This is a genomic window from Thiorhodococcus drewsii AZ1 (genome assembly GCF_000224065.1).
Lineage (GTDB): Bacteria > Pseudomonadota > Gammaproteobacteria > Chromatiales > Chromatiaceae > Imhoffiella > Imhoffiella drewsii.
On sequence record NZ_AFWT01000047.1, the window covers coordinates 1 to 22094 of the forward strand.

Below are 22094 nucleotides of genomic sequence, written 5' to 3' on the forward strand. Positions count from 1 at the left end.
CCACCACCGCCGCGTTCGCCGTCACCTCGATTCGCCACTGGTGGGAGCAACTGGGGCGCGCACGCTATCCGCATGCTGAGCATCTGCTGATCGAGGCCGACGCCGGCGGCTGCAATGGATATCGTCCGCGTCTGTGGAAGTGTGAACTCCAACGTCTCGCCAACGAGACCGGCCTGAGCGTCACCGTCTGCCATTACCCCAGCGGCGCCTCCAAATGGAACCCCATCGAACATCGCCTGTTCAGTCAGATCAGCCGCAATTGGGCCGGCCATCCGCTGCGTTCGCTCGACACGATGCTGGCACTCATCCGTGGCACAACCACCACGAAGGGGCTACAGATCAAAGCCGTTCTCGATACGATGGTGTACGCCAAAGGGATCAAAGTCAGCTCGCAAGACATGGCGGCACTGAACATGCGACGGCGACGCCTCTGCCCCAATCTAAACTACACCATCAGGCCAAATAAATCGGGAAATAGTTAGTGGGCGGTCCCTTAGACTACGCGCACAGCCTGTGCATCGGATAGATCAACCTGTTGAGTCAGACTGAACGTGTAGGTCGTTCTTGGAAGGCTGAATGTCGGGGGGGCTCTCCTTGGGCGATATCCAGACAAGAATCTCCCCAGACTTCATGCCGGTCGAAGCGCTGTGGCGGTGGTTGCGCGAGGGCGTCACCTACCACTGTCACGCGAGCGTCGAGGAATTGACCGCGCGCGCTTGAGCGACTTTGCAAACACCATTAACCACGATCCGTTTGCGGTCGCCGGCCGCCTGTGGACGAGATCGACACTCGATCCAGAGGAGGAGCAATTACGCATTCCGGTCTAGGCGGGGTTTGGCATGCCTCCTTTTCTTGGAAGAAAAAACTGAGTGAACCTCAGAGGGTGTAGGCAAAACCGCATGAAGAGGAAATCATATCCATGATTATCTACACAGATTTGGCTCAGCCTTTGTTGGATTACGTCAGTGCGGTTGAGGCCGAGGCATCGGGTACGTCGGACAGCTTGAACGTCGACCTGACGCTGTCGGCGGATTTTTTTGCGAAGCGGCCTCAGATCCTGACCGCCAACTTTGGCTTTGACGGATACATGGGTGTGCCCGGCTTGGTGGGCGCGGACGCGACGGCACAGTCAGCTGCGTACCAGTTCAACGTCGCCTGGGAGGCGCTCGATCCCGCGCTCGGTGCTGCCACGCGCGCGTACTACTCCGCCGTTGGCCCAGCCGCATTTTTATCGGTGTACGGCGTTCCGGCATTGCTGGCCGATACGATCCCAGTGGTTTTCAGCCATCCGGTCTTGGGCGAGACAGTCAACCCGGAAGACTTCCTGGTCACGCTGAACACTGGCGAGGTTGTCACGCCAATTACCGCGAGCTTTCTGCCAAACCTTGAGTTCAACGAACGGCAGACCGTCGTCATCTCGGGCGAATGGGGCAACCGTATCGCTCCGGGAGAACCGGGTGCGCGTTACCCGGTCACTGTCAGCATCGTGGATGACGGGTCGCCCTTGTGCTTTGTGACCGACACGGGATTGATCTCAGCAGTCGGATTGAGCGTCGAAAGCCAAAATCCTTACGTTGAGGGCAATGGTCCGCGCATCCTGGCGGCCAAGCTCAATGCGTTTTCTGATCTCGGCGAGGGCAGTCCGGCTTGGCAAGGTAGTTCGACGGCCAATAGCGGGGCCGACCTGTATGGAGATCAAGCGATGTATCGCTTGCGGATCTACACCAGCGCTGGGTTTTCCCCAGACGGCATCGCTAGCATCTCGCCGGATGACTTTTCTCGTTTCTTTCAGTTGACGGCGCTTGACCAGGGTGGTCACGAACTGCTGCTGCTGGAAACAGGGGTCGACTATGTCATCAGCGGGTTTGGCGCGGTCCGTATTCTCGGCATCGCCGATACCGGATTGGTTCAGGATTCATACAATGCGGCCTACATCGAAGACCATGACAACCAGTACGACATCATTTTGAGTGGCGATTTGGCTGCGATCGAGCGCCTTCAGTCGGTTCGGATGCCTTCAGGCGATGGCTATTCACCAGTCTACAATCCCGGCGGTCCCGGCAACGATCCAGACAACAATCCTCCCGGACCCTTCACGGTGCCCAGCTCGGACCAGACGGTCGATATCACGCATGATTTTACTGCAGCCTCCTTTGTCTCATACGTTGAAGTCGATGGCCAGGTCGTGCACCACGCAATCACTGGACAGCCCATCGGGGTCGATCAGGGGCTGGCCGTCGAGGACACGAGCACTGGGCATAAAATCAATCAGTACATCGATCCGGACGGAAAGATCTTCTACAGCTCGTTCGAGGTGAGCCCAATCTATGAAATCCACTTAACCGAAGTACAGCCATCGACGTATTCGCGAGTGACAGACGATCAGATCACGGGTTCGGCGCAGATCGACAGGGTCAGTTTTTCGGGGGCATTTGACCAGTATGTGCGATCTGGGAATCTGGCTGAATTCTCCTCCCAGGATTTAGTGCCATTGCGGGATGCGGATGACAACTTGTTTGACGTAGAACGCCTGATCTACACCGACACGACCCTGGCGCTTGACATCGAAGGGCACGCAGGATTTGCGTACAGCCTGTATGGCGTTTTTGGGCGTGCCCCTGATGCGGCTGGGCTGGGCGACTGGATCAACGCTCTGGATAATGGCTTCAGCTTGCAGTCTGTTGCCGATCGCTTTCTCGCCAGCCCTGAGTTCAAGACGCACTATGGGCCACCGCTTACCAATGGAAGCTACGTGGAACAACTCTATGAAAACTTCTTAAACCGATCTGCCGAAGCGTCAGGCTATGACGCGTGGGTGGGTGCTTTGGATGCCGGCTTACTGGACCGTTCCGATGTCCTGATTGCTTTTTCTCGGTCACCCGAATATCAAGATTTGATCGCTGGCGATATAGCCAACGGGATCCGTTTTGATTTGTGGTGGCAATAGCCGCAGGCGCATCGTAGGTTCAAGGCGTGCGGCAAGCTGTGCTTCTGTCGCTTGAGGATTGAGGACCTCGATTCGCACCTGATCACGACGAGGGTGTCCGGCGTTTCGGTATGCGCCGAGCCTTCCCTCGATACAGGTCAGGGATGTAGTGGTTCAATGAAAACGGACACCTTGCCAAGCGGCATAATGCCGACCGAAAGTGAGGTGAAGCCTGGCGAAGCAAAGCAGACGTTAGTACACAGAAGGTTTCTTGCGTCGTTCGGGCGAGTGCGTCGGTCTAGAGTCGGCAATAAAAAACCCGCACTGAGGCGGGTTCCTTGTCGTTCTTGGATGGCTCTAGTAAGGGGGCGGCGTCTACCGAACTTGGCGCTCAATATGCTGTATATAAAAGAATATTTCTGGAGTCGTTCATCGTGCTGCCCCCAAAGTTGCCCCCAAATGGCGCCGGATACCCTTGTTGTCTGGCAGGGTCTCATAACGTCCAAAGACAACATACCCGCATGGGCCGGTTCCGGGCGGACCTGGATGCAATGCTCAGAGGCTAGCTTCAACGGCCTACCTCTGGGGTTGGGCTGCCAACCTCTGAGGGGCGAACTCGCGCCGGATTCTGGACTTTTCTCTACCCTTCATGGGCTTCGCTTTCTTGGCCTCCCACCAAGCCGACCATTAAGCGCCGATCGCGCCTTGCCCTCGGCGGTTCGCGGTCCTGTCGAACCTCCACCGTGCAGCCAACAGCGCTCGTTCGAGTAGATGTCTCGCCGCTTACAAGGTGTGCCTTTGCGGGTCTTGGCGCCGCATGTCTCGTTGGCCGGGACCGGAGTCGGATTGCTTCCACGCTGGCGCGCTGTGTAGGCGGCGTGCTCATTGATGATGCTTTTGACGGTGGGAGGCAATGGCATAGCTGAATTCCGTAACAGTGACGTTTAATCGTTCCTCAGTCGGCCGAGGACGTTCCTCACGGTCCCGTCACTGATCCCCAGTTCGCGGGCAATCCCTCGCTTGGTCTGCCCGGCCTGGTGCAGCTCCAGAATTCTACAGTCCCGGTCGGACAGGTTCTCGACGTTTTCGTCAGACTGACGATTTGCCGAACGCTCGATCTGGCCCGGACGGGATTCGAGCCGACTGATCTGCTCGCGGTAGCCAGACTCGTGCGCGCGAACCGCTGCCACCTGTCCGTGTGCCAGGGCGACCTCGGCCTTGAGCCGCTGGATCTCGGCATCGCGAGCCGCAAGGTCAGCCCGCAGCCGGTCGAGGGTCGCCTCGGCACCATCGAGCTTGTTCACGCGTCCGGTGAGGATGTCGCGTTCGCGTCGTAGCCGCTCGATGACGCCAGCCTGCTCGGTGGTTTCATCTCGAAGCCGCTTGATCTCGGCGTCCTTGTCGATACCGTTATGCTGACGTTTTGATTGTGCCTCAGAGCGCAGCCGGTCAAGTTCGCTTTTCGTGATCCTGACGGTATCGCTCGCAGCCTGGTGCTTGCGTTGGCGGATCGCCCCAAGCATCCGGGTCCAGTCGGAGACGGTCAGCCTGTCCTTGAGGTGCTGGGCGAGCACATCGGGCTCTGCGTCCTGGATCGACTCCACCTTGATGTCGGTGCGCCCGAGCCATTCACGGGCGAAGCGAGCATCCTCCTCGGTCCACTGCTTCGATCTGGCCATATCGTTATCCTGACGGTTTATATATATCGTCAGCATAACGTAAAGCGGGCGGATGGGAAGCCCGCACGGCTCACCCTGACAGGTGGGCAAGGGTTCGGGTCGGGTGCTCGGGTGGCAGGCTGTACGGGGCGCCCGGACGGTTCGCGGGTCCTTTCTGGGGATAACTCTAGCCCGCAGGTTCGCGGCTCGGTGCTCCGGTATTTCTCGGCCGCCCATAGGTTGTTGTTGGTGTCTCGCCACCACCGGAATCCAGGCAAGGACCTGAACCGCCTGTTGTGTATGCGATTTTTCGAGCGCAACGAACCCGTGGGTCTCATTCCAGAAATCAATGCCGTCTCCCTCGCTGGCGCGGGTCGTTGTCGTGGTGCTCCAGGCCAACGCGCTCGATCGGTCCGAGCACAGGCGCCAGGCGGATCAGCAGCGCGGGCATATCCAGCTGGTTGGCGACCTCAAAGCAGGAATACCCAGAGTCGCCTCGAACCGCGTGGATCAGATAGACGCGGCGCTCGGTGATGACGGCAGGCTAGCGCCCGTCCCCCCGTGCGAGACGGGCGTGGAGCGTCATGGCGCAGCCGTCGCGTTCGGCGAGACGCATGATTTCCTGATCGTCGTGAATGGCACGGGTATTCATGCGGCAGCCTCTATTTACGTCAGTGACGGCATTGGCAAGGATTGCCCCCATGTGACTGGGGCTCTCTGGCAGCGGCCTTTTTTGAGGGTCACCGGCGGTCACCATGCCGGTCACTTTCGATGACTTGGGTCCGGCAGGAGCAGAAGGGGCCGCGAATGCCTGAATGATCCATGTCAAGAGCGGTAGCACTATCGATTCATCAGGATCTGGATAGACAGAGTGTGTTGGCGGACAATGGCAAATAGCGTCCGGTGTTTTGTTTGCTCAATCCAGTGTCTCTTGCGTCCCAGGTGCGGAAAGTGGAGCTTGGTCGATCGGAGTCCGCAGTTGACAGGACAGCCGACGCTGGCCCGAGTCACAAGTTGCATAGACCGCCACCGCCACCAGAGATCTCAGCCATGAACCTCTAATTGCCCCGCTCAAGGTCCGGGCTTAAGATCAAGCCGTGTCCGCCGGTCCTATCAGCACTGCACCGGAAGGCGTCGGATCGGGGATCCGGTTTCTGTCTAGTACGGCAGACCATACCGTGATTGTTGTCCCGAATAGATGGCATGAGACGGCGAGAAGCTGTGTTGGCGCGGGATTCACGGCGTGTAGCTGAGCCGAGCGGACGGGGGAGGGTAACACGGGGTGGGAGATAGACAGAATCTGTCTAGTACAGAAATTAGAGAATCGGTCTAGTACTCTATTTATGGTTTCTGTCTAATCAACTGTTAGGCACCGGAAGAGCAAGCCATATCCTGTATGCCATTTCGGAGCGTGTATCTGGCAAGGCGAATAACCGCGTTACAAGTGAGTTCTATTTATTTGCGCCAAAACCAAGAGCAATGGTGTGCTTATGGCTACTGAGCCGCGATACCCAAAGCGCCGTGCTGCCGCTCTCATTCAAGTAAGCTATCAGGAATTCGGCATCCCATTCTCATTAGAATCCCTAACCGAATCCTTGCTTGAAGATGAGCTTGGAAGAATCCCCCCGGGAGACAATGAGGGATTATTCCGATTCTTGGACGAAAGTATCTACTTAGTCAATATATTGTACTTGCAATCATGGTTTGGCATGGCGAGAAACCCTGCTAATTTTGCTATTTCCGTAGCGATATATTCAATTAAGCAAACCGCTACAGCTATTCGAATTCTTGAGGCGCAAGGTCTTGATGGTCCTGCACGTCAAAATCTTCGCGTTTTTCGTGAGCAATGTCTCGTTATGGCGAGATTGTGCGTTGACGAGGAGTTTTTGCAGGAGTTTGCGAAAACGAGTTCACACAAGGCTGCTAATGAATTTTGGCATCGGTACATTAGCAAAGGAAAGACCGAGAAGTTCTTAAGAGACTTCAAAGGCAAGGATATTATCCTTTGCCCCTTAGTCGCAGATAACTACAAGGATCATCTTGATAAAGTTGTTGGGCCGTCCATCCATCCAAGCATCATGGGATTTGAAATCCCTTTCCGCAAGGATGTCCTTTCAGCGAGCGACGATAGCGAAGACAGTATGATTCCTCGATCCCCCGGATCAGCAACCGAGTTTGTGCTGTTCTATGCTTCGCATCTTCTGCTTGGCTTAATTCTTTTTTGTTCGTCTGACGTTGCTCGGCGTGGCGGATCTGTCGAATTATTCAAAAATAATCCCCTTTTCGGGCATTTTAATGACGAAATCGAAGCAATGGAAAAGATCGGAAAAGCTGCTGGCGTCATGTGGTTGATGCTTCCAAAGCTTACTAATCGAGCAAAGCCGCACTTCGATAGTGCTATTCATTGGTAGCGTAAAAATCAAAAAGGCCGGGTTTTGTTCAATTCACAAGACCGAATCTGATCCATCAAATCGCCTAACACAGTGCTCCAGCCGAAGCCGGTTTCGCTCTCGCTCAACCGGCTCGGCTGAGCATGGCGTTAGGTTTCTCATCAAGTCGCGCAAAGAGGATATTTTGCAGATGGCTGATGATACATCGTTTCCAGAATCTCCTTTTGCCAAGTACCCAGGTGAGCTTCATCTTGGGGCTACAGTTGTCGACTGTTATGTTCTAGACACGAAAGAGCGTGTTATCAGCCTTGGCGCTACAGTCAAGGCTATCGCAGAAAAGGCTGGCGGTAACCTTGGAGAATATCTAGGCGTACAAGCCCTAAAACCCTTTATAAACAAAGACATGATCCTTGGAGAAACCATTGATTTCAACATCCCAGGAACCCAATTAAAGGGCCGCGGCATTCCTGCCGAGCGCTTTCTAGATATTTGTCAAGCATATGTGTCTGCTCTTGCGTCTGGCGCACTAATGACAGACCGCCAAAGAGATATAGCGATCCGTTGCAGTATTCTTCTTTCATCATGCGCAAAAGTCGGGTTAATTGCGCTCATTGATGAGGCGACAGGTTATCAAAAAGAAAGAGAAGAAGATGCGCTCCAAATCAAGTTGCGAGCTTTCATCGCTGATGAATTGAGAGAGTGGGAGAAAACATTTCCTGACGCTCTGTGGGAAGAATTTGGCCGCTTGTCGAAATGGAAAGGTAAGTTGCATTCACGCCCGAAGTGGTGGGGGAAGCTTGTCTTAGAGCTGATCTATGACGCATTAGACCCAGACATAGCAGCGCACCTGAAAGCAAATAAGCCACCTCCCCGCCATGGACAGAACTACCATCAGTGGCTTACTGAAGATGTTGGGCTAAACGCTCTCATCACACATATACACCAGGTAATTGGCATAGCAAAAACTTGCGAAACAATGGAAGAGCTAAGAGAAAAGGTCGCTCATTTCTACAATAAACAACCTATGCAAATAGCCATGCGTTTCCCTGAAATAAACGAATAAGAAACCTAACACTTGCCTAAAGCCGAGCACGCGCTGGCGCCGCAGATCATTCTGCCAAGACCTGCCGGCGCACCGGCTTAGGCTTGGCGTTATGTGTCACTCAAGCAGGTAGAAGAGTTTTAGTTGAGGAAAGTACTTTTTAAAATAATAGCAGGCACAGTTTCATTAGCTGCACTGTTTCTATGCTTTCTTGGCCCTATGTACATATTTCGCGTCTATCACGGAATAGACCTCAGCGCCCAAGGTCCCGATGGAGAAATTTGGTTCCTAATTGTAGGTGGGGGCATCGGTGCTGGGTTGGGAAGGCTTGTCCATCGGTGGCTATATTGTTTAGTCGGTGGGTATAGTGAACAACAAGAAAATGAAGCGTGGGGTCGTAAATATTAAACACATAACAAGCAAAGGCAGCATCGCCCTGCGGGCTGGACGCGCTAACGCGCGCCGCTGCTTTGGGCGTTATCGGGATCCTAAGTGACAGCTTCCCCGCGCTCTCACGCCACAAAGGATCCGATCTAATCTGACTGCAAGCCGCGTTCTTCAGAAAGTCCGACCTCGCTTAATACTCCGCCTACCGTAACGTCCCAGCCTGGCCTTGCGCGGTCCACGGGAGACCTCGGCAGGGGCCAGCCGCTCGGGCATGAAAAAGCCCGTCCCATTGCTGAGGCGGGCCGGTGCCCTGCGTCTGGCGGCCGGGCCAGCAGCTCCTCCTGGCTGGCCTCCGGCACCGTCTTCAGCCGCGCCCGCTGAGGAAGTCCTGCACCCCGGCCTCGAACCAGCGCGCCAGATCCGCGCGGCCCTGCTCGCCGACCAGCTCGGCAACCTGTTGCAGGCGCTGGCGCGGATTCGCTCGCTGGGTCATTGATTTGGTCTCCATGGGGTCGCTGGCACGGTCAATGCTTGTTTTCATCTGCTGTCGAGCACCCTAAGAGGGGTGAAACCTTGTCGAAACCCGCGCTGTCGCGCCCCGTGGTTCGACCGGTAGGGCCAGGGTCCCATCCACTCGGCATCGTCGGGTCGGCCTCAACCATTGGCGGAACGCTCCCGATCGCTTCCCGGCAGCGTCCGCAACAGGTGATCGAGGATCTTGGCTTGGCGCGCTCCGTCGTCGGTCGACTGGAGATCGACCAACCCATCCGCGAGCGCATCCGCCAGGTGCAGGGCCTCCACGCGGTCCAGGGGTGCCAGCTCGGTCAAAAATCCCTCGACGAAGTAGCGCCGTGCCGAGATGCGCTCATCCTCGTCGGCCCCGTATCCGTCAGGATCGGCGGTCTCGCTCATGCGCCAGCGTACGTGCCCGAGCCAACGCCAGTAGCGCAGCTCGGCGGCCACTTCGGTCAGGGTCACCGGATTGACCGAGCGGGCGAAGAGTTCGCCCAGGACGTCCTTGCCCAGGGTCCAGACGCCGCCATCCGGCAACGGGCCGATGGTGTCGAACACCATGCGCTCGGCCGGCGTCTCGCGCATCGCGGCCGCATAGCTCCCGAAGACGGCCAGCCCCTCGGCATAGACGGCGATCCGCTCCCGGGCACGTTCGACCTGATGAGCGATGTCGGCCATGTTGAAACTCGCGAAGGCGACTTGCAGTGGATGGACGCCGGGTTGCCGACGCATCCATGCCGCGTAGCGGTCCTCGATCTCCTTGGCGGGTGCCTCGATCCGCTGGGCGGCCTCCAGGGCCAACTCCAAGACGGCGGGATCCGTTGCGGTCTTGCACACCTCGCGTAACCACAGACAGGCGTCGACCTCGTGGTCTCCGGTTACCGCCTGCTGTTCGGGCAGGGTGCGGACGCTGATCGCGGTCGATTGGCTGACCTGGGGCTCGGGGATGGTGAACAACCGCTGGTGCTCGGGGTTGCTGGGTTTTTCGTCACAGGTGACGCGATCCCGGGCCTTCTTCCGCTCGCGGTACCGACGCTGGCGCTCGGCGCCGCTCAGCGCCTGGCCGGTGGCGGGACGTCCGCGTTTCTTCGGGGTGGTGGTCTGCTGGCTCAATGAAACGACCTCCCGACGTTTGGCGCCATGAAGCGGGGACGCTCGACCTCGATCCATCGCTGGCCGTCATAGAGTCTGAGCGGGTGGCCTTCCTGTACGACGAAGCCATGGGACGGGAGGATCCACGTCGCCCAGCGAAAGCCCTCGCAACGGCGACGGGCGTACCTAGACCGGGTATGTAGCCCTAGCGCGCAGGTCGGCCGGCAGGCCGTCTTAGCGCCGATCAGGTTGTGGCAGTCTTCGCAGCGAACCAGGCGGCTCATGCGGCTTGCTCCTTATTACGTCAGTGACGACAAACGCCGATAGAGATTCGGCCAACGCTCGCGGCCGAGGCGCTGGTCGGGATCGTCCGGGCCAGGTCGGTAGCCGATGCAGCGGCGCGGGGTCTCGGGATCGGGCGCGAACCATGGGGCATGCTGGGGCAGCTCGCGGCGACGGGCGGCCGCACACTGGCCGTCATACTCCAGCGCGAGGCAGTCGGAGCACTGGCGCCGGTCGGTGTCGAGAAAGCGGGCATCGCTATCGTTGGCGGCCGACTGAGGTTCCCTGGTTCCCTCAGAATCGTTGATTTGAATAGTCCGCCGTTGAGGATCCCCGTTTTCCGGGATAGGTTCGCCGATGGCTGGCGCGTTCTGTAATCCCGTTCCCCCTACCTCTTTATGTTTTCCGGGGGAACTCGGGGAACTCGGGGAACCACCTTGTTCAATAAGGGTTTTCTCGGTTCCCTGGGGCGGATTCCCTGGGGGAACCGGGGGAACCGACAGGGCGCGCCGCTGTTGCAAGAGGGTGGCTAGGCTCACTGGTCGCCCTCCTTGGGTGCAATCGCGTACAGGTTTTGAGCGCGGCCTTGCGCCTTGGTCTTCTTGGACCGCTTGCCGTCGTCGTGCTCGGCAATCCAGCCGCTCGCGTCCAGAGCGTCCAAAACGCGCCGCAAGTCGAATCCCTCGGACGCCTCCCGCAGTCCGGCAGGCGTGAATAGATAGGTGCGCCCCTTGCCGGTAGGGTCTTCTTTCCACCAGCCCGCGCGGTCCCGAACGATCGGCGCATGCTCGTCCTCAATAGGACGCAGCGGGGAGAATCGGGCGTCGCCATGCCGTGCGATGAAGTCCGCAACGGCCTGGAGAATCTGGCGGGTCTCGGTCTGGCCTTTGCCACGATGCTCGCGCCAAGCGCGATAGGCGATGCTCGCCGCGTCCAGCGCCGCGCCTTCCGACCACGGCAAGATGCCCCATTCAATCGCCAGCTCCCCGGCCAGGGCGACCAGCGCAAAGGCATTGGCCGCGCGACCTTCCAAGCCGTTCTCGACCGCGAAAGCGTCCAGGGTGATGATTTGGGCCAGGGTCTCCCCATAGTCGCGTTGGTCCGCGATCAGCCGCTCAACGAATGCGGGGCCTGCATGCCCATAGTGGCGGCTGGTGCTGGTCCGCAGCGCATCCGAGAACGCGCGACCGCTCGCCAGTCCATGCAGATCGTCGAAAACGCCATGGGCTCGCGCGCACGGGATGTCGAGCAATCGCGCCTCCTGTCCGGCCTTGGTCCGCTTCCCGCCTTCGGCCATGGTCGCGGCCAAGGTCCGTTCCCCCGAAGACAACAGCACGACACGCCAGCGCCGCACCTCGCGTGCCTTGCCGGTGCGGGCGGCTCGGCTCTTGCCGGTGCCGTTGCCGATGGCGTAAATGATCGAACCGATCTCGCGTGGGTCGGCCTCGCTGATCTCGTCGAGGATCAGGGCGGTATCGTTCAGCGCGGCGGCGATGCCTTCGAGCCCGTTTCCAGTGGCTCGCCAGGTGCGAATGAAACCGGGACCGCCCCAGCAGGAAGCGCCGACGCTCAGGGTTGTACTTTTGCCGGTCGAGGAATCGCCGACGAAGTGAAACCCGCAGCCGGTGCGGTGGACCTTGGCCAGTAGGGGACCGGCCAGCGCAGCCGAGACGGCGAGTTGAAGCATCGGGTTTCGGGCGCAGCGTGCCGCGATCTCCGAGCGCCAGCCCTCAAGCGTTCCGATCTGGGTGAATTCATCGTGGTCGGCCTGCTCGCTCTGATAGCGCACGTCCCCGGTGCCGACGATGCGGTTCGGCAGCACGAACACGGTTCCCTCGGACTGCCAGCCGGTGCAGGTCGCGGCCAGGATGCGCCGCTTGGGATAGCGACCCATTAGGTAGGCGTTGAGCAACCGATGGGATGCGGGATCGATGCGAACGCCAAGGCTCAACAGCTCCCCTCGCAGTTCCTCCCCCGATCCCTTGAGCATGTGCATGGGCATCGTCCATTCACGCTCGCGCCCACTGGCGTTACGAAAGCGCAGCAACAACCCATAGTCGGCGTCGCGTTCGCCGTGCGCCATGGCATCCGCCCATAGCGGGGAGCAGACCCACTGATCGACGTCCTTGTCGTCCTTGAGACCGTGCCAGTAGGTGCCCGGCTTGCCGTACCCCGTCCAGCCCGCTTGGACCGAGAAACCCGGACGATCGACAGCCGGTTTCGTCTTGACGGTTCCCTCGGTTCCCTGGGCATTTTCGCCGGGGGAACCGCTGGAGCCCGCGCCATTGCTGGAGGTTCCCTCGGTTCCCCCGGTTCCCTGGGAATTTGTATAGGGTGAAGCGGATTCGCCCCATCGGGCTTGTTCGTCGACGCGTTCGGGTGTCCAGCCTTCGGCCAGCTCATCGCCCAACGGGGGCAAATTATCGAGAACGTTCGGCGGCTCATGGCACACGCCATCACGATCCCAAACGGTTCCGGTCTTCGAGTCGAGGAAGTTTCCGGCTCCGTCACGCTTGACGCGAATCAGCGAGCCGTCAGCAAACCGAAGGTGCCAGGCTCCTGGGGTCTTGGTCTCGCGAACATCAAGCCCGGAATCGCCGAGGGGTGTCCAGGGCGAGGCGGGTTTCTGAGGCGGAGACGTTGGGGCGGCCGAAGCCGCCCCTTTGTCGGGGGCGGTGTCGGTCATCAGGAGTCGTCCTCCTGGTCGTCCAGCTCGGGGCAGCCGGTGCGGGCCATGGCAAGGCTGACGGCCTCCCACAGCCGTTCGTCGATGACGCCACTGGTCCAGGTGTCGGCGAGCGTTTGAACGCGTCGAAGCACCTCGGTTTGGTCGGGCTCGCCATTGAAGAGCTCGGCTAGTCCCTCGCGAATCGCGCGCGAGATCCATCCCTCGATGTCGTCGCCGGCGGCGTGGCGCACGAGCGCCAGCTCGTCGGCGGTCAGGGGAATGGAGAGTTCGGTGGTGCCACGCTCGTCGATGAGCGGCCGGCCATGGCCGACGACGATGAAGGTCGGACCGTCGGCGGATTGCTCCACACCAACAGCTTGCGGGTGGTAGTAACGAGCGAGGCGCGGATCTCCAGGGCGGGTGAGGATGACGCGCGGATCGGTGAAGGATGATGTCGGTTTCATGGTGTCGGATACCTCTCAGATTCGAGATAACCGACCCAACGGGCAGGCAAACGCGGACAGCCAGCCATGCGGGCGCACGGGGGCCTTGATATACTTCGTCTCGCGTCGGTCTCCGGTCGGATCGGAGTTTACTCGGGGTGCGTCAACACCCCGGGACGGCGCCCTCCCGTCAAAGAGGGTTGGCCATCGCATTTACACGATAAGCCCGAATCCGAATTCTTTGCAACGCCCTGGTGGAGCACTTTCGCCGGGGCGTTTCCATGTCTGGATCCTAAATCGCCCCAGCGCCGGGACTGCTTCGCGCGCCGAGCGGCGCGCCGTTCTTCCGATCGACGGCTCATCTTCCGCTCCTCAGGCCACGCGCTGGCGCCCGACCAGCCAGTTGTCGATATCGGATTCGCGCCAGCCGACGGCCCGCTCGGAGAGCTTGATGGACCGGGGAAACCGGTCGGCCGCCATCAGGTTGTAGACGCTCGATCTCGACAGGCCGCAGCGCTCCACAACTTCAGGTAGGCGAATGATGCGTTTTGTGGGCGGGATGGTGGTCTTGGTGGCCACTGTTTGCCTCGCTATGTCGTTGAACATGGCGAGACGGTAGCGAGGATGGGCGAGGTCATGTCCTCATGAGGATTACCGCGATCCTCGCGAGGATTCGGCGGGCTATTTCGTGCGGGCCTCAATGGCGTCTGGGATTTTCTTTAGGTGTCTGGCGATGGTGCCGGAATCCACATGGGCTCCGATCTCGTCCGTCAGCTTGGCAATGGTGGTACCGGCTGCCTCGTGGTGGGTGGTGTCGATCTTGGCGTGTTGCGCCAGGGCTTCGATGATGGTCAGCAGGGTGCGCCGTTCGATCTCACGCAAGGGCTTGTCCAGTTGTCCGACAGAAGGGGTTGGTTCATCGCCGAATCCAATCACGCCAGGTCGGCCCTTCTCTGCAAACAAGGCCGCAAAGTCGGGGCCGGTGATCCACTCTCGTATCGTTTTTTGAATTCTTGTCCGGTGGCATTCGTCTCGGCGGTCGAAGGGAGACGGCTCGGGTGGCGGCAGTGTGACCGATGTTTCTTTGCATTGAACCTTTCCCGTGCTTCTGAGAATCCGCGCGATTTCACGCCATGCGGACTGATACTGCCTCTGTTCTTCAGTCGTCGGGTAGAGTGCGATGTCTCGAAACACCAAGGCCCATAATTTGACGGCTCGATCGAGCGGATACTCGGGCAGATTCTTCAGGTCATCGGGGATAGACTTGGCGTCAGCCATTGCCGAACCTCTCTCTTAGGTTGGGTGAAGGCCAGGGCCTCGCGACGGGTGGTGCCGTCTCGGGGCCTGTTCGTTTATGCGGTGCGCTGCGCCTTGAGTGGAACGACGTTGCTCTGCTCGCCCTTCTTCAGCTCATCAAGGTAATCGCTCCACGCCTGCATCATCACCTTGCGGACCTGAAGGTGGGCGGTGCGGTTGTAGGCGCGACCGTTCGGATCCTTCACAGCATGGGCCAGCTGGTGCTCGATGAAGTCGGGCCGGAAGCCGAGGACCTCGTCCAGAATGGTTCGGGCCATCGCCCGGAAGCCATGCCCGCTCATCTCGTCCTTGGGGATCCCCAGCCGACGCATGGCCGCCAGGATCGCGTTATCCGACATCGGGCGATCGGCGCCACGAGCAGACGGGAAGACATAGCGCCAGCGCCCGGTGATGGGCTCTAGCTCGCGCAGGATCGCCACGGCCTGGGTCGAGAGCGGCACGATATGTTGGGTGTCGGTCTTCGTTACCGTGTAACGCCATTCGGCTGCATCGAGGTCGATGTCCTTCCACTCGGCTTTTCGCAGCTCGCCAGGGCGCACGAATACCAGCGGCGCCAGGCGCAAAGCGGCTCGAACGGTCGGCGTGCCGGTGTAGCCGTCGAGCATGCGCAGGATCTCGGCGACGCGGGGCGGGTCGGTGACAGCGGCGAAGTTCGTTCCCCTCACTGGCGGCAGGGCGCCACGCAGATCGGCGGACGGATCGCGCTCGGCGCGTCCGGTGGCGACGGCATACCGGAATATCTGCCCGCAGTTTTGAAGCGCTCGATGGGCGGTTTCCAGAGCGCCACGGTCCTCGATGCGGCGCACGGTCGCCAGCAGCTCGGGGGCGGTGACGGCGGTGATGGGGCGTGCGCCGATCTGCGGGAAGATGTCGCGCTCCAGGCGTCGGATGATCCGCACGCCATGACTCTCCGACCATGTGCCCTCGTACTTGGCGAACCACTCTCGGGCGATGACTTCGAAACTGTTGGCGGCCTGGTCCTGCTGGGTGGCCCTTCTGTGCCTTGCGGTGCTCGCTCGGGTCGATCCCATTGGCCAGCAGGGCGCGGGCCTCCTCGCGGCGCTCGCGGGCTTCCTTCAGTCCCACCTCGGGGTAGACGCCAAGGGATAGCCGCTTCTCCTTGCCCCCAGATCGATACTTGAGCCGCCACCACTTGCCCCCGGCTGGGGAGACTTCGAGGTATAGGCCGCGCTCGTCGAAGGGCTTGGTGGCCTTCTCGGCTGGCTTGGCGTTGCGGATCTTGGCGTCGGTGAGCGGCATGTGGGGCAACTCCTTCGGGCCGAAGGGCGGCGAAATGGGGGCATCTGATCTGGCATGTCGGCGGTTGCCCCCGATGCTGCCCCCACGCGAAGGTTGATGTCAATGAATCTCGCTGGACGTTGTAAGACAAATAGACAAGAAAAAACCCGCACTTAGGCGGGTTCCTTGTCGTTCTTGGATGTTGCTGGAAGGGTATTTGGTGGAGGCGGCGGGAATCGAACCCGCGTCCGCAAGCCCTCTGCCGTTGGATACTACATGCTTAGCCCACTCAATTATTTTTAACCTTCCGCCGCCCGAAGGGCAGGGCGATCAGTCGGCGATTCCGTTAGGTTTTAGCGGATTAGGTCCGGACTCCCGTCACCGCGATCCCATGTGATTTTACCCCTGGAATCCGCCGCCCATAGGCAAGAGACGGTCAGAGGCCCGCTGGGTTAAGCAGCGAGAGCGTAGTTGTCGTCGTTGGCAACTATAAATTTGCGGATGGATTTACGAGGTAACCCGCACCTCGGCATGCACCTCGGGTTTTGCGACCCACGTCGAAAGCCATGTCGCCCCCTTTGGTAACGAGTTGGTCAATATAGGGTGAGTTTGGTTCCGGGGCAAGCGCGGTCTGTTTTTAAATTCACCGTGTCTTGAAGATGCGTTCCTTTTCACGCTGCCAGTCGCGGTCTCGCTCGGTGTCGCGCTTGTCGTGCAGCTTCTTGCCCTTGGCGAGACCGATTTCCAGCTTGGCGCGGCCTCGCTTCCAATAGAGGGCGGTTGGGACGAGGGTGTAGCCGGCGCGCTCGGTGAGGCCTATCAGCCGACTCAGCTCGTTGCGCTTCAGGAGCAGTTTGCGGCTGCGTGTGGGGTCGGGGTTGATGTGGGTCGAGGCGGTCGCGAGCGCGGAGACGTGGGCGCCGATCAGGAACGCCTCGGCGTGGAGGATCTTGACGTAGCTCTCCTTGAGCTGGACGCGCCCGGCCCGGAGGCTCTTGACCTCCCAGCCTTCGAGAGCGATTCCGGCCTCAATGCGTTGCTCGATGAAATAGTCGTGCCCCGCCTTCTTGTTCAAGGCGATGGTCGAGCTTCCGTCCAGTTTTTTCTTGGCTTTCGTCATCTGGCAAGTGTATAGGAAAGGTGAGTTTCGATTAAGTGGTTACGTTGGGGGCGGAGGGGAAAGCGGGTCCCTGGCTCCTGTATGCATTTTTTCAAATTCGTGCTTGAAATATGCATGGAATTGACTATCATACCCCGCTCGCCCAAATGGAGTTCTGACATGCGCCGGCCTCTGATTGCGGGAAACTGGAAGATGAACGGCACCAAATCCAGCGCGGAAGCGCTGTTGAGCGGGGTCGTTTCCGGTGCGACAAGCGTCTCCAAGGCGGAGATCGCGGTCTGTGTGCCCTTCCCGTTGCTCTGTCTCGGTGAGCAGTTGCTCGCGGGTAGTAACGTTCAGCTCGGTGCGCAGAATGTTTGCACGGAGTCTGGTGGTGCCTATACGGGCGAGGTTTCTGCGGCGATGCTCGTGGACTTCGGTTGTCGGTATGTGATCTGCGGCCATTCCGAGCGCAGGGAATATTACGGCGAGACCGATGAGATTATCGCCAAGAAAGTCTCTGCCTCCATTGCTGCCGGGATGACGCCGATCCTCTGTGTTGGCGAAACGCTCCAGCAGCGAGAGGATGGTCTGGCCGAGCAGGTGATTGGCTCTCAGATCAAGGGTGTTCTGAGTCGGATCGGAATCGATGCATTCGACCGGCTTGAAATCGCCTACGAGCCAGTCTGGGCCATTGGCACCGGCAAGACGGCGTCGCCGGAGCAAGCGCAGGATGCGCATGTCTTTATCCGTAGTCAGGTCGCTGACGAAAGCGCGGCCATCGCGGAGAAGATTCGAATTTTGTATGGCGGCAGCATGAAGGCTGCCAATGCGCGTGAATTGCTGTCGCAGGCTGATATCGACGGTGGCCTGATTGGTGGTGCTTCGCTAGTCGCCGACGATTTCCTGGTCATTTGCCAGGCTGGAGACTTGGCGGCGGGCTGATGTCCTCGATCCGTGAGTAATGCATGCAAACGATTTTGACGGTTTTTCAAGTCTTCCTGTCGCTGGGGCTGATCGGTCTCGTGCTGATTCAGCATGGCAAGGGAGCGGATGCTGGTGCTGCCTTCGGTAGCGGTGCATCGTCGACGGTGTTTGGAGCTCAAGGTTCGGGGTCGTTTTTAACCCGTATTACTGCTATAATCGCGGCCTTGTTTTTCCTGACTAGCATGGCTCTTGCATACTATGCTGCCCAAACCTCGGAGCCTGAGGGGCTCATGGGCAAGCTGGATGATACGTTGGTCGTGCCACAGGCGCCTCCGGCGGTGCCAAGTTCGACGGCGGATGTCCCCCTCGTCCCGGGTGGCGATGCAGCACCTCCGCAGGTGTCGGATCTGCCGGCGGTTCCGGTGTCGAGTGATGCTGTGAGCAATGATTCCGCCTCCGATGCTGCGGTTGCCGCGCCGGATGCCAAGAGCGAGTAAGACGTTAAAGATGTTTGATTTAGCCGACGTGGTGAAATTGGTAGACACGCTATCTTGAGGGGGTAGTGGCGCAAGCCGTGCCAGTTCGAGTCTGGCCGTCGGCACCAATAGCAAACGGCATGCCGCTTTAGCGGCATGCCGTTTTTTTGCGCGTCCAAAAAATTTCAAAGCCTTGAAATAACTAATAATTTGAATTGGTGGCCGGGTTGACACTACAGCGAATGCTGCACTAGACTCGAGTTCCTGCTGCGTATATTAGAAAAATGATAGAGAGGGGACAGTGCTCGATAACTATCTACCAATCCTGATCTTCATCCTTGTCGGGGCATTGGTGGGGGTTGGGCCTCTTGCGATTGGTTACCTGCTCGGTCCTCGTCGACCGGACGCGGAGAAGGACTCCCCATACGAGTGTGGCTTCGAGGCATTCGAAACCGCCCGTTTGAAGTTCGACGTCCGCTTCTATCTGGTTGCAATACTGTTTATCGTTTTCGACCTGGAGATAGCTTTTCTGTTTCCCTGGGCCGTCGCGCTCGACGAACTCGGAATCTTCGCCTTCTGGGCCATGGTTGTCTTCCTCGGTATCCTGGTTGTTGGCTTCATTTACGAGTGGAAGAAAGGGGCTCTCGAATGGGAATAGAAGGCCTGCTTGAAGAGGGCGTCGTTACCACGACGGCCGACAAGCTGATCAACTGGGCGCGAACCGGCTCTTTGTGGCCGATGACATTCGGGCTCGCCTGCTGTGCGATTGAGATGATGCACGCCGGTGCCGCGCGTTACGACCTGGACCGTTTCGGAATCCTCTTCCGGCCGAGTCCCCGTCAGTCGGACGTGATGATCGTTGCGGGCACCCTAGTGAATAAAATGGCCCCTGCGCTGCGCAAAGTGTACGACCAAATGGCCGAGCCGCGCTGGGTCATCTCCATGGGATCTTGCGCCAACGGTGGTGGCTACTACCACTATTCCTACTCTGTCGTGCGTGGATGCGATCGCATTGTGCCGGTCGACGTCTATGTTCCGGGCTGTCCGCCGACGGCAGAGGCATTGCTCTACGGTATTCTGCAGCTTCAGAGCAAGATTCGTCGCACCAATACCATCGCTCGTTGAGTCGTACCAGAACCACATGGCAACAGAATCCCTGACCCGCAACGCCAGGCTGGACGCGCTTGCTGCCGCCATCCGCGAACATTTCGCGGATCAGGGCTGCGAGTTGATCCAAGCCCCCGGTGAGTTGACCCTGATCGTTCCGGCCGAGCGCCTGTTGGCCGTCGCGCCGATCCTGCGCGATCATGCCGATTTCCGTTTCGAGCAATTGATCGACCTCTGCGGCGTCGATTACGCCGCCTACGGTCAGTCGGAATGGACGACAGAGGAGGCGTCCTTTACCGGTTTCGGTCGTGGCGTCGACCGCGATCTGGAGGTCGAGCAAGATGATCCCAAGCGGTTCGCCGTCGTTTCCCATCTGCTGTCTTTGGAGCACAACCACCGGTTGCGTCTGCGCGTCTATGCGGGCGGAATTCAGCCGATGGTGGATTCGCTGATCTCGGTCTGGGCTGCAGCCAATTGGTTCGAGCGCGAGGCCTTCGATCTTTACGGAATTCTCTTCAAGGGCCATCCGGATCTGCGCCGCATCCTGACCGACTATGGTTTCGTCGGCCATCCCTTCCGCAAGGATTTCCCGTTGATCGGCCAAGTCGAGATGCGTTACGACCCCGAGCAGGCGCGGGTGATCTATGAGCCGGTCTCCATCGAGCCGCGCGTTCTGGTGCCCCGCGTGATTCGCGAGGACAGTCGTTATCTCAAGAACGGAGTCGGTGGGGAGTCGAGCGATGCCTGAGATTCGTAACTACACGCTGAATTTCGGTCCTCAGCATCCCTCGGCCCACGGCGTTCTGCGCCTGGTGCTCGAATTGGATGGCGAGGTGATCGAGCGTGCCGATCCGCATGTCGGTCTGCTGCATCGCGCAACCGAGAAGCTGGCCGAGTACAAGCCCTACAACCAGAGCATCGGCTACATGGATCGGTTGGATTACGTATCCATGATGTGTAACGAGCATGGCTATGTGCGGGCGATCGAGAAGCTGCTGGGGGTCGAGCCTCCGGTGCGGGCGCAGTACATACGCACCTTGTTCGACGAGATCACGCGCATTCTGAACCACCTTATGTGGCTCGCCGCGCATGCGCTCGACATCGGAGCCATGAGCGTCTTCCTCTACTGTTTCCGCGAGCGCGAAGATCTGATGGACTGCTACGAAGCGGTCTCGGGTGCGCGCATGCATGCGACCTATTACCGCCCCGGTGGCGTGCATCGTGATCTTCCCGATCGCATGCCGCAGTATCAGGGTAGCTCCAAGTGGCACAGCGAGCGCACCATCGCCAAGCGCAATGGGGCGCGCCAGGGATCCTTGCTCGACTTCATCGAGGATTTCACCGAGCGCTTCCCGACCCATGTCGACGAATACGAGACCCTGCTGACCGACAACCGGATCTGGAAGCAGCGGACCGTGGATATCGGCGTGGTGTCCCCCGAGCGCGCGACCCAGCTCGGATTCACCGGTCCCATGCTGCGCGGTTCGGGCATCGCCTGGGATCTGCGCAAAAAACAGCCCTATGCCGCCTATGACAAGGTCGATTTCGATATCCCTGTGGGCGTGAACGGCGACTGCTACGATCGCTATCTGGTGCGCATGGAGGAGATGCGCCAGTCCAATCGCATCATCAAGCATTGCGTGGACTGGCTGCGGGTGAACCCGGGCCCCGTGTCGATCGATGATCACAAGATCGTTCCGCCGAAGCGCGCGGAGATGAAGGGCGACATGGAAGCCCTGATCCATCACTTCAAACTCTTCACCGAGGGCTACTGCCCGCCGGCTGGCGAGGTCTATGCCGCAGTCGAGGCGCCCAAGGGCGAGTTCGGGTGTTTTATCGTTTCGGACGGCGCCAACAAGCCGTATCGTTTGAAGGTTCGCGCGCCGGGATTCCCGCATCTGGCTGCGCTTGATGAAATGTCCAGAGGGCACATGCTGGCCGATGTCGTCGCGATCATCGGGACGCTGGATATCGTGTTCGGGGAGATCGACCGCTGATGAGCTTTCGTAACGCACCACTCGCCGTCGATCACGAACGCGACAAGTCGACCCTATTCACAGCGGAGATCCGTGCCGAGATCGATGCCCATATCGCCAAATATCCGCCGGAGTGGAAACAGTCCGCCGTGATGCCCGCGCTCACCATCGTGCAGGACGCCAATGGCGGCTGGCTTACGACCGAGCTGATGGATGATGTCGCGGCCTATCTCGACATGCCGGCGGTCTCGGTCTACGAGGTGGCGAGCTTCTACGGCATGTACGACCTGGAGCCCCAGGGCCGGCACAAGGTCTGTGTCTGCAACAGCATTTCATGTTTGCTGCAGGGGTCGGAGGAATTGATCGAGCATGTCGAGCACAAGTACGGCGTGCGCCCTGGAGAGACGACCGAGGACGGACGTTTCACCTTCAAGGAGGTGGAGTGTCTTGGGGCCTGCCGTCACGCACCGGCCGTGCTGCTCGACAAGACCTACCACGAGAATCTGTCCCCCGAGTCGCTGGATAAGCTGATCGACGAGTTGGAGTGAGATC

24 protein-coding genes, 1 tRNA gene, 1 other RNA gene and 1 pseudogene are annotated in these 22094 nt (G+C 59.3%); 13 read left to right on the forward strand and 14 right to left on the reverse strand.

The genetic code is table 11. From position 1 onward, the window contains the following. Positions 1–482, forward strand: a 482-nt coding sequence (locus THIDRDRAFT_RS20370) for an ISAzo13 family transposase (protein ID WP_007042804.1), incomplete at its 5' end; no start/stop codon positions are given. Between the two features lie 437 nt (positions 483–919). Then, a complete protein-coding gene (locus tag THIDRDRAFT_RS20375; RefSeq protein WP_007042806.1) occupies positions 920–2947 on the forward strand; it encodes a DUF4214 domain-containing protein in 2028 nt (675 codons plus the stop codon). Between the two features lie 626 nt (positions 2948–3573). Here THIDRDRAFT_RS20375 and THIDRDRAFT_RS27375 read toward each other — a convergent pair. Together THIDRDRAFT_RS27375 and THIDRDRAFT_RS25875 are read right to left on the reverse strand one after the other, a co-directional pair. Next, positions 3574–3846 (reverse strand): HGGxSTG domain-containing protein, encoded by a 273-nt coding sequence (locus THIDRDRAFT_RS27375; RefSeq protein WP_083827539.1) that lies wholly within the window; start codon positions 3844–3846, stop codon positions 3574–3576. 24 nt (positions 3847–3870) lie between these two features. Further along, positions 3871–4605, reverse strand: a complete 735-nt coding sequence (locus THIDRDRAFT_RS25875) for a LuxR C-terminal-related transcriptional regulator (RefSeq protein WP_007042807.1) — start codon at positions 4603–4605, stop codon at positions 3871–3873. 328 nt (positions 4606–4933) lie between these two features. Here THIDRDRAFT_RS25875 and THIDRDRAFT_RS20385 point away from each other — a divergent pair, with 328 nt between their 5' ends. From THIDRDRAFT_RS20385 to THIDRDRAFT_RS20395, 3 genes are all read left to right on the forward strand, one after another. After that, the gene (locus THIDRDRAFT_RS20385) at positions 4934–5359 is read left to right on the forward strand and encodes a hypothetical protein (RefSeq protein ID WP_040845617.1); all 426 of its coding nucleotides are present in this window, start codon (positions 4934–4936) and stop codon (positions 5357–5359) included. An 880-nt stretch (positions 5360–6239) separates the two neighbouring features. Then, a complete protein-coding gene (locus THIDRDRAFT_RS20390; protein ID WP_139058841.1) occupies positions 6240–6995 on the forward strand; it encodes a hypothetical protein in 756 nt (251 codons plus the stop codon). Between the two features lie 169 nt (positions 6996–7164). Then, entirely contained in the window at positions 7165–8037 is an 873-nt protein-coding gene (locus THIDRDRAFT_RS20395) for a P63C domain-containing protein (RefSeq protein WP_007042810.1), read from the forward strand. A gap of 730 nt (positions 8038–8767) precedes the next feature. Here THIDRDRAFT_RS20395 and THIDRDRAFT_RS27155 read toward each other — a convergent pair. The 12 genes and pseudogenes from THIDRDRAFT_RS27155 to smpB all read right to left on the reverse strand — a co-directional run bounded on the left by THIDRDRAFT_RS27155 (position 8768) and on the right by smpB (position 17077). After that, entirely contained in the window at positions 8768–8896 is a 129-nt protein-coding gene (locus THIDRDRAFT_RS27155) for a hypothetical protein (RefSeq protein WP_007042811.1), read from the reverse strand. Positions 8897–9057: 161 nt separating this feature from the next. Further along, complete coding sequence (locus THIDRDRAFT_RS20400; protein ID WP_007042812.1) at positions 9058–10029, reverse strand: hypothetical protein; 972 nt, start codon at positions 10027–10029, stop codon at positions 9058–9060. After that, positions 10026–10292, reverse strand: a complete 267-nt coding sequence (locus tag THIDRDRAFT_RS20405; RefSeq protein WP_007042813.1) for a hypothetical protein — start codon at positions 10290–10292, stop codon at positions 10026–10028. The genes THIDRDRAFT_RS20400 and THIDRDRAFT_RS20405 overlap by 4 nt, the downstream gene beginning before the upstream one ends. A gap of 15 nt (positions 10293–10307) precedes the next feature. Then, positions 10308–10829 carry a hypothetical protein gene (locus THIDRDRAFT_RS25880; RefSeq protein ID WP_007042814.1) on the reverse strand — a complete coding sequence of 174 codons (522 nt, stop codon included), beginning with the start codon at positions 10827–10829 and terminating at the stop codon, positions 10308–10310. Beyond that, complete coding sequence (locus THIDRDRAFT_RS20415; protein WP_007042815.1) at positions 10826–12976, reverse strand: DUF927 domain-containing protein; 2151 nt, start codon at positions 12974–12976, stop codon at positions 10826–10828. Before THIDRDRAFT_RS20415 ends, THIDRDRAFT_RS25880 begins: the two co-directional genes overlap by 4 nt. Further along, positions 12976–13422: a hypothetical protein gene (locus THIDRDRAFT_RS26905; protein ID WP_007042816.1), complete on the reverse strand. Its 447-nt coding sequence runs from the start codon at positions 13420–13422 to the stop codon at positions 12976–12978. Before THIDRDRAFT_RS26905 ends, THIDRDRAFT_RS20415 begins: the two co-directional genes overlap by 1 nt. Before the next feature lie 351 nt (positions 13423–13773). Next, positions 13774–13980, reverse strand: a complete 207-nt coding sequence (locus THIDRDRAFT_RS20425; protein ID WP_007042817.1) for a helix-turn-helix transcriptional regulator — start codon at positions 13978–13980, stop codon at positions 13774–13776. Positions 13981–14082: 102 nt separating this feature from the next. Further along, positions 14083–14679 carry a hypothetical protein gene (locus THIDRDRAFT_RS20430; RefSeq protein WP_007042818.1) on the reverse strand — a complete coding sequence of 199 codons (597 nt, stop codon included), beginning with the start codon at positions 14677–14679 and terminating at the stop codon, positions 14083–14085. 74 nt (positions 14680–14753) lie between these two features. Further along, positions 14754–15749 carry a tyrosine-type recombinase/integrase gene (locus tag THIDRDRAFT_RS20435; RefSeq protein WP_007042819.1) on the reverse strand — a complete coding sequence of 332 codons (996 nt, stop codon included), beginning with the start codon at positions 15747–15749 and terminating at the stop codon, positions 14754–14756. 25 nt (positions 15750–15774) lie between these two features. Continuing rightward, positions 15775–15978 (reverse strand): annotated as a pseudogene (locus THIDRDRAFT_RS26915) (Arm DNA-binding domain-containing protein); the annotation flags it as partial. Between the two features lie 197 nt (positions 15979–16175). Then, positions 16176–16534, reverse strand: a transfer-messenger RNA (tmRNA) gene (ssrA, locus tag THIDRDRAFT_RS24925). A gap of 66 nt (positions 16535–16600) precedes the next feature. Beyond that, entirely contained in the window at positions 16601–17077 is a 477-nt protein-coding gene (smpB, locus tag THIDRDRAFT_RS20440) for an SsrA-binding protein SmpB (RefSeq protein ID WP_007042820.1), read from the reverse strand. 159 nt (positions 17078–17236) lie between these two features. Here smpB and tpiA point away from each other — a divergent pair, with 159 nt between their 5' ends. The 8 genes from tpiA to THIDRDRAFT_RS20480 all read left to right on the forward strand — a co-directional run bounded on the left by tpiA (position 17237) and on the right by THIDRDRAFT_RS20480 (position 22090). Continuing rightward, positions 17237–18001 (forward strand): triose-phosphate isomerase, encoded by a 765-nt coding sequence (gene tpiA / locus THIDRDRAFT_RS20445; RefSeq protein ID WP_007042821.1) that lies wholly within the window; start codon positions 17237–17239, stop codon positions 17999–18001. Between the two features lie 23 nt (positions 18002–18024). Further along, positions 18025–18480, forward strand: a complete 456-nt coding sequence (secG, locus tag THIDRDRAFT_RS20450) for a preprotein translocase subunit SecG (protein ID WP_007042822.1) — start codon at positions 18025–18027, stop codon at positions 18478–18480. 22 nt (positions 18481–18502) lie between these two features. Beyond that, positions 18503–18587 (forward strand) — tRNA-Leu (locus tag THIDRDRAFT_RS20455). A 173-nt stretch (positions 18588–18760) separates the two neighbouring features. Beyond that, positions 18761–19117, forward strand: coding sequence for an NADH-quinone oxidoreductase subunit A (locus THIDRDRAFT_RS20460; protein ID WP_007042823.1), 357 nt, complete (start codon positions 18761–18763; stop codon positions 19115–19117). Further along, positions 19108–19584 (forward strand): NuoB/complex I 20 kDa subunit family protein, encoded by a 477-nt coding sequence (locus THIDRDRAFT_RS20465; RefSeq protein WP_007042824.1) that lies wholly within the window; start codon positions 19108–19110, stop codon positions 19582–19584. The genes THIDRDRAFT_RS20460 and THIDRDRAFT_RS20465 overlap by 10 nt, the downstream gene beginning before the upstream one ends. 16 nt (positions 19585–19600) lie before the next feature. Then, positions 19601–20314, forward strand: a complete 714-nt coding sequence (locus THIDRDRAFT_RS20470; protein ID WP_007042825.1) for an NADH-quinone oxidoreductase subunit C — start codon at positions 19601–19603, stop codon at positions 20312–20314. Continuing rightward, on the forward strand, positions 20307–21563 hold the full coding sequence (locus THIDRDRAFT_RS20475) for an NADH-quinone oxidoreductase subunit D (RefSeq protein ID WP_007042826.1): 1257 nt from the start codon (positions 20307–20309) through the stop codon (positions 21561–21563). The genes THIDRDRAFT_RS20470 and THIDRDRAFT_RS20475 overlap by 8 nt, the downstream gene beginning before the upstream one ends. Continuing rightward, positions 21563–22090 (forward strand): NADH-quinone oxidoreductase subunit NuoE family protein, encoded by a 528-nt coding sequence (locus THIDRDRAFT_RS20480; protein ID WP_007042827.1) that lies wholly within the window; start codon positions 21563–21565, stop codon positions 22088–22090. The genes THIDRDRAFT_RS20475 and THIDRDRAFT_RS20480 overlap by 1 nt, the downstream gene beginning before the upstream one ends. Positions 22091–22094: the final 4 nt, after the last annotated feature.

What these genes read in the sequence shown, in the direction of transcription:
- THIDRDRAFT_RS20375 (WP_007042806.1), top strand. Translation starts at nt 920, where the DNA reads ATGATTATCTACACAGATTTGGCTCAGCCTTTGTTGGATTACGTCAGT.
- THIDRDRAFT_RS27375 (WP_083827539.1), bottom strand. Translation starts at nt 3,846, where the DNA reads ATGCCATTGCCTCCCACCGTCAAAAGCATCATCAATGAGCACGCCGCC.
- THIDRDRAFT_RS25875 (WP_007042807.1), bottom strand. Translation starts at nt 4,605, where the DNA reads ATGGCCAGATCGAAGCAGTGGACCGAGGAGGATGCTCGCTTCGCCCGT.
- THIDRDRAFT_RS20385 (WP_040845617.1), top strand. Translation starts at nt 4,934, where the DNA reads ATGCCGTCTCCCTCGCTGGCGCGGGTCGTTGTCGTGGTGCTCCAGGCC.
- THIDRDRAFT_RS20395 (WP_007042810.1), top strand. Translation starts at nt 7,165, where the DNA reads ATGGCTGATGATACATCGTTTCCAGAATCTCCTTTTGCCAAGTACCCA.
- THIDRDRAFT_RS27155 (WP_007042811.1), bottom strand. Translation starts at nt 8,896, where the DNA reads ATGACCCAGCGAGCGAATCCGCGCCAGCGCCTGCAACAGGTTGCCGAG.
- THIDRDRAFT_RS20405 (WP_007042813.1), bottom strand. Translation starts at nt 10,292, where the DNA reads ATGAGCCGCCTGGTTCGCTGCGAAGACTGCCACAACCTGATCGGCGCT.
- THIDRDRAFT_RS20415 (WP_007042815.1), bottom strand. Translation starts at nt 12,976, where the DNA reads ATGACCGACACCGCCCCCGACAAAGGGGCGGCTTCGGCCGCCCCAACG.
- THIDRDRAFT_RS26905 (WP_007042816.1), bottom strand. Translation starts at nt 13,422, where the DNA reads ATGAAACCGACATCATCCTTCACCGATCCGCGCGTCATCCTCACCCGC.
- THIDRDRAFT_RS20430 (WP_007042818.1), bottom strand. Translation starts at nt 14,679, where the DNA reads ATGGCTGACGCCAAGTCTATCCCCGATGACCTGAAGAATCTGCCCGAG.
- THIDRDRAFT_RS20435 (WP_007042819.1), bottom strand. Translation starts at nt 15,749, where the DNA reads ATGGGATCGACCCGAGCGAGCACCGCAAGGCACAGAAGGGCCACCCAG.
- smpB (WP_007042820.1), bottom strand. Translation starts at nt 17,077, where the DNA reads ATGACGAAAGCCAAGAAAAAACTGGACGGAAGCTCGACCATCGCCTTG.
- tpiA (WP_007042821.1), top strand. Translation starts at nt 17,237, where the DNA reads ATGCGCCGGCCTCTGATTGCGGGAAACTGGAAGATGAACGGCACCAAA.
- secG (WP_007042822.1), top strand. Translation starts at nt 18,025, where the DNA reads ATGCAAACGATTTTGACGGTTTTTCAAGTCTTCCTGTCGCTGGGGCTG.
- THIDRDRAFT_RS20465 (WP_007042824.1), top strand. Translation starts at nt 19,108, where the DNA reads ATGGGAATAGAAGGCCTGCTTGAAGAGGGCGTCGTTACCACGACGGCC.
- THIDRDRAFT_RS20470 (WP_007042825.1), top strand. Translation starts at nt 19,601, where the DNA reads ATGGCAACAGAATCCCTGACCCGCAACGCCAGGCTGGACGCGCTTGCT.
- THIDRDRAFT_RS20475 (WP_007042826.1), top strand. Translation starts at nt 20,307, where the DNA reads ATGCCTGAGATTCGTAACTACACGCTGAATTTCGGTCCTCAGCATCCC.
- THIDRDRAFT_RS20480 (WP_007042827.1), top strand. Translation starts at nt 21,563, where the DNA reads ATGAGCTTTCGTAACGCACCACTCGCCGTCGATCACGAACGCGACAAG.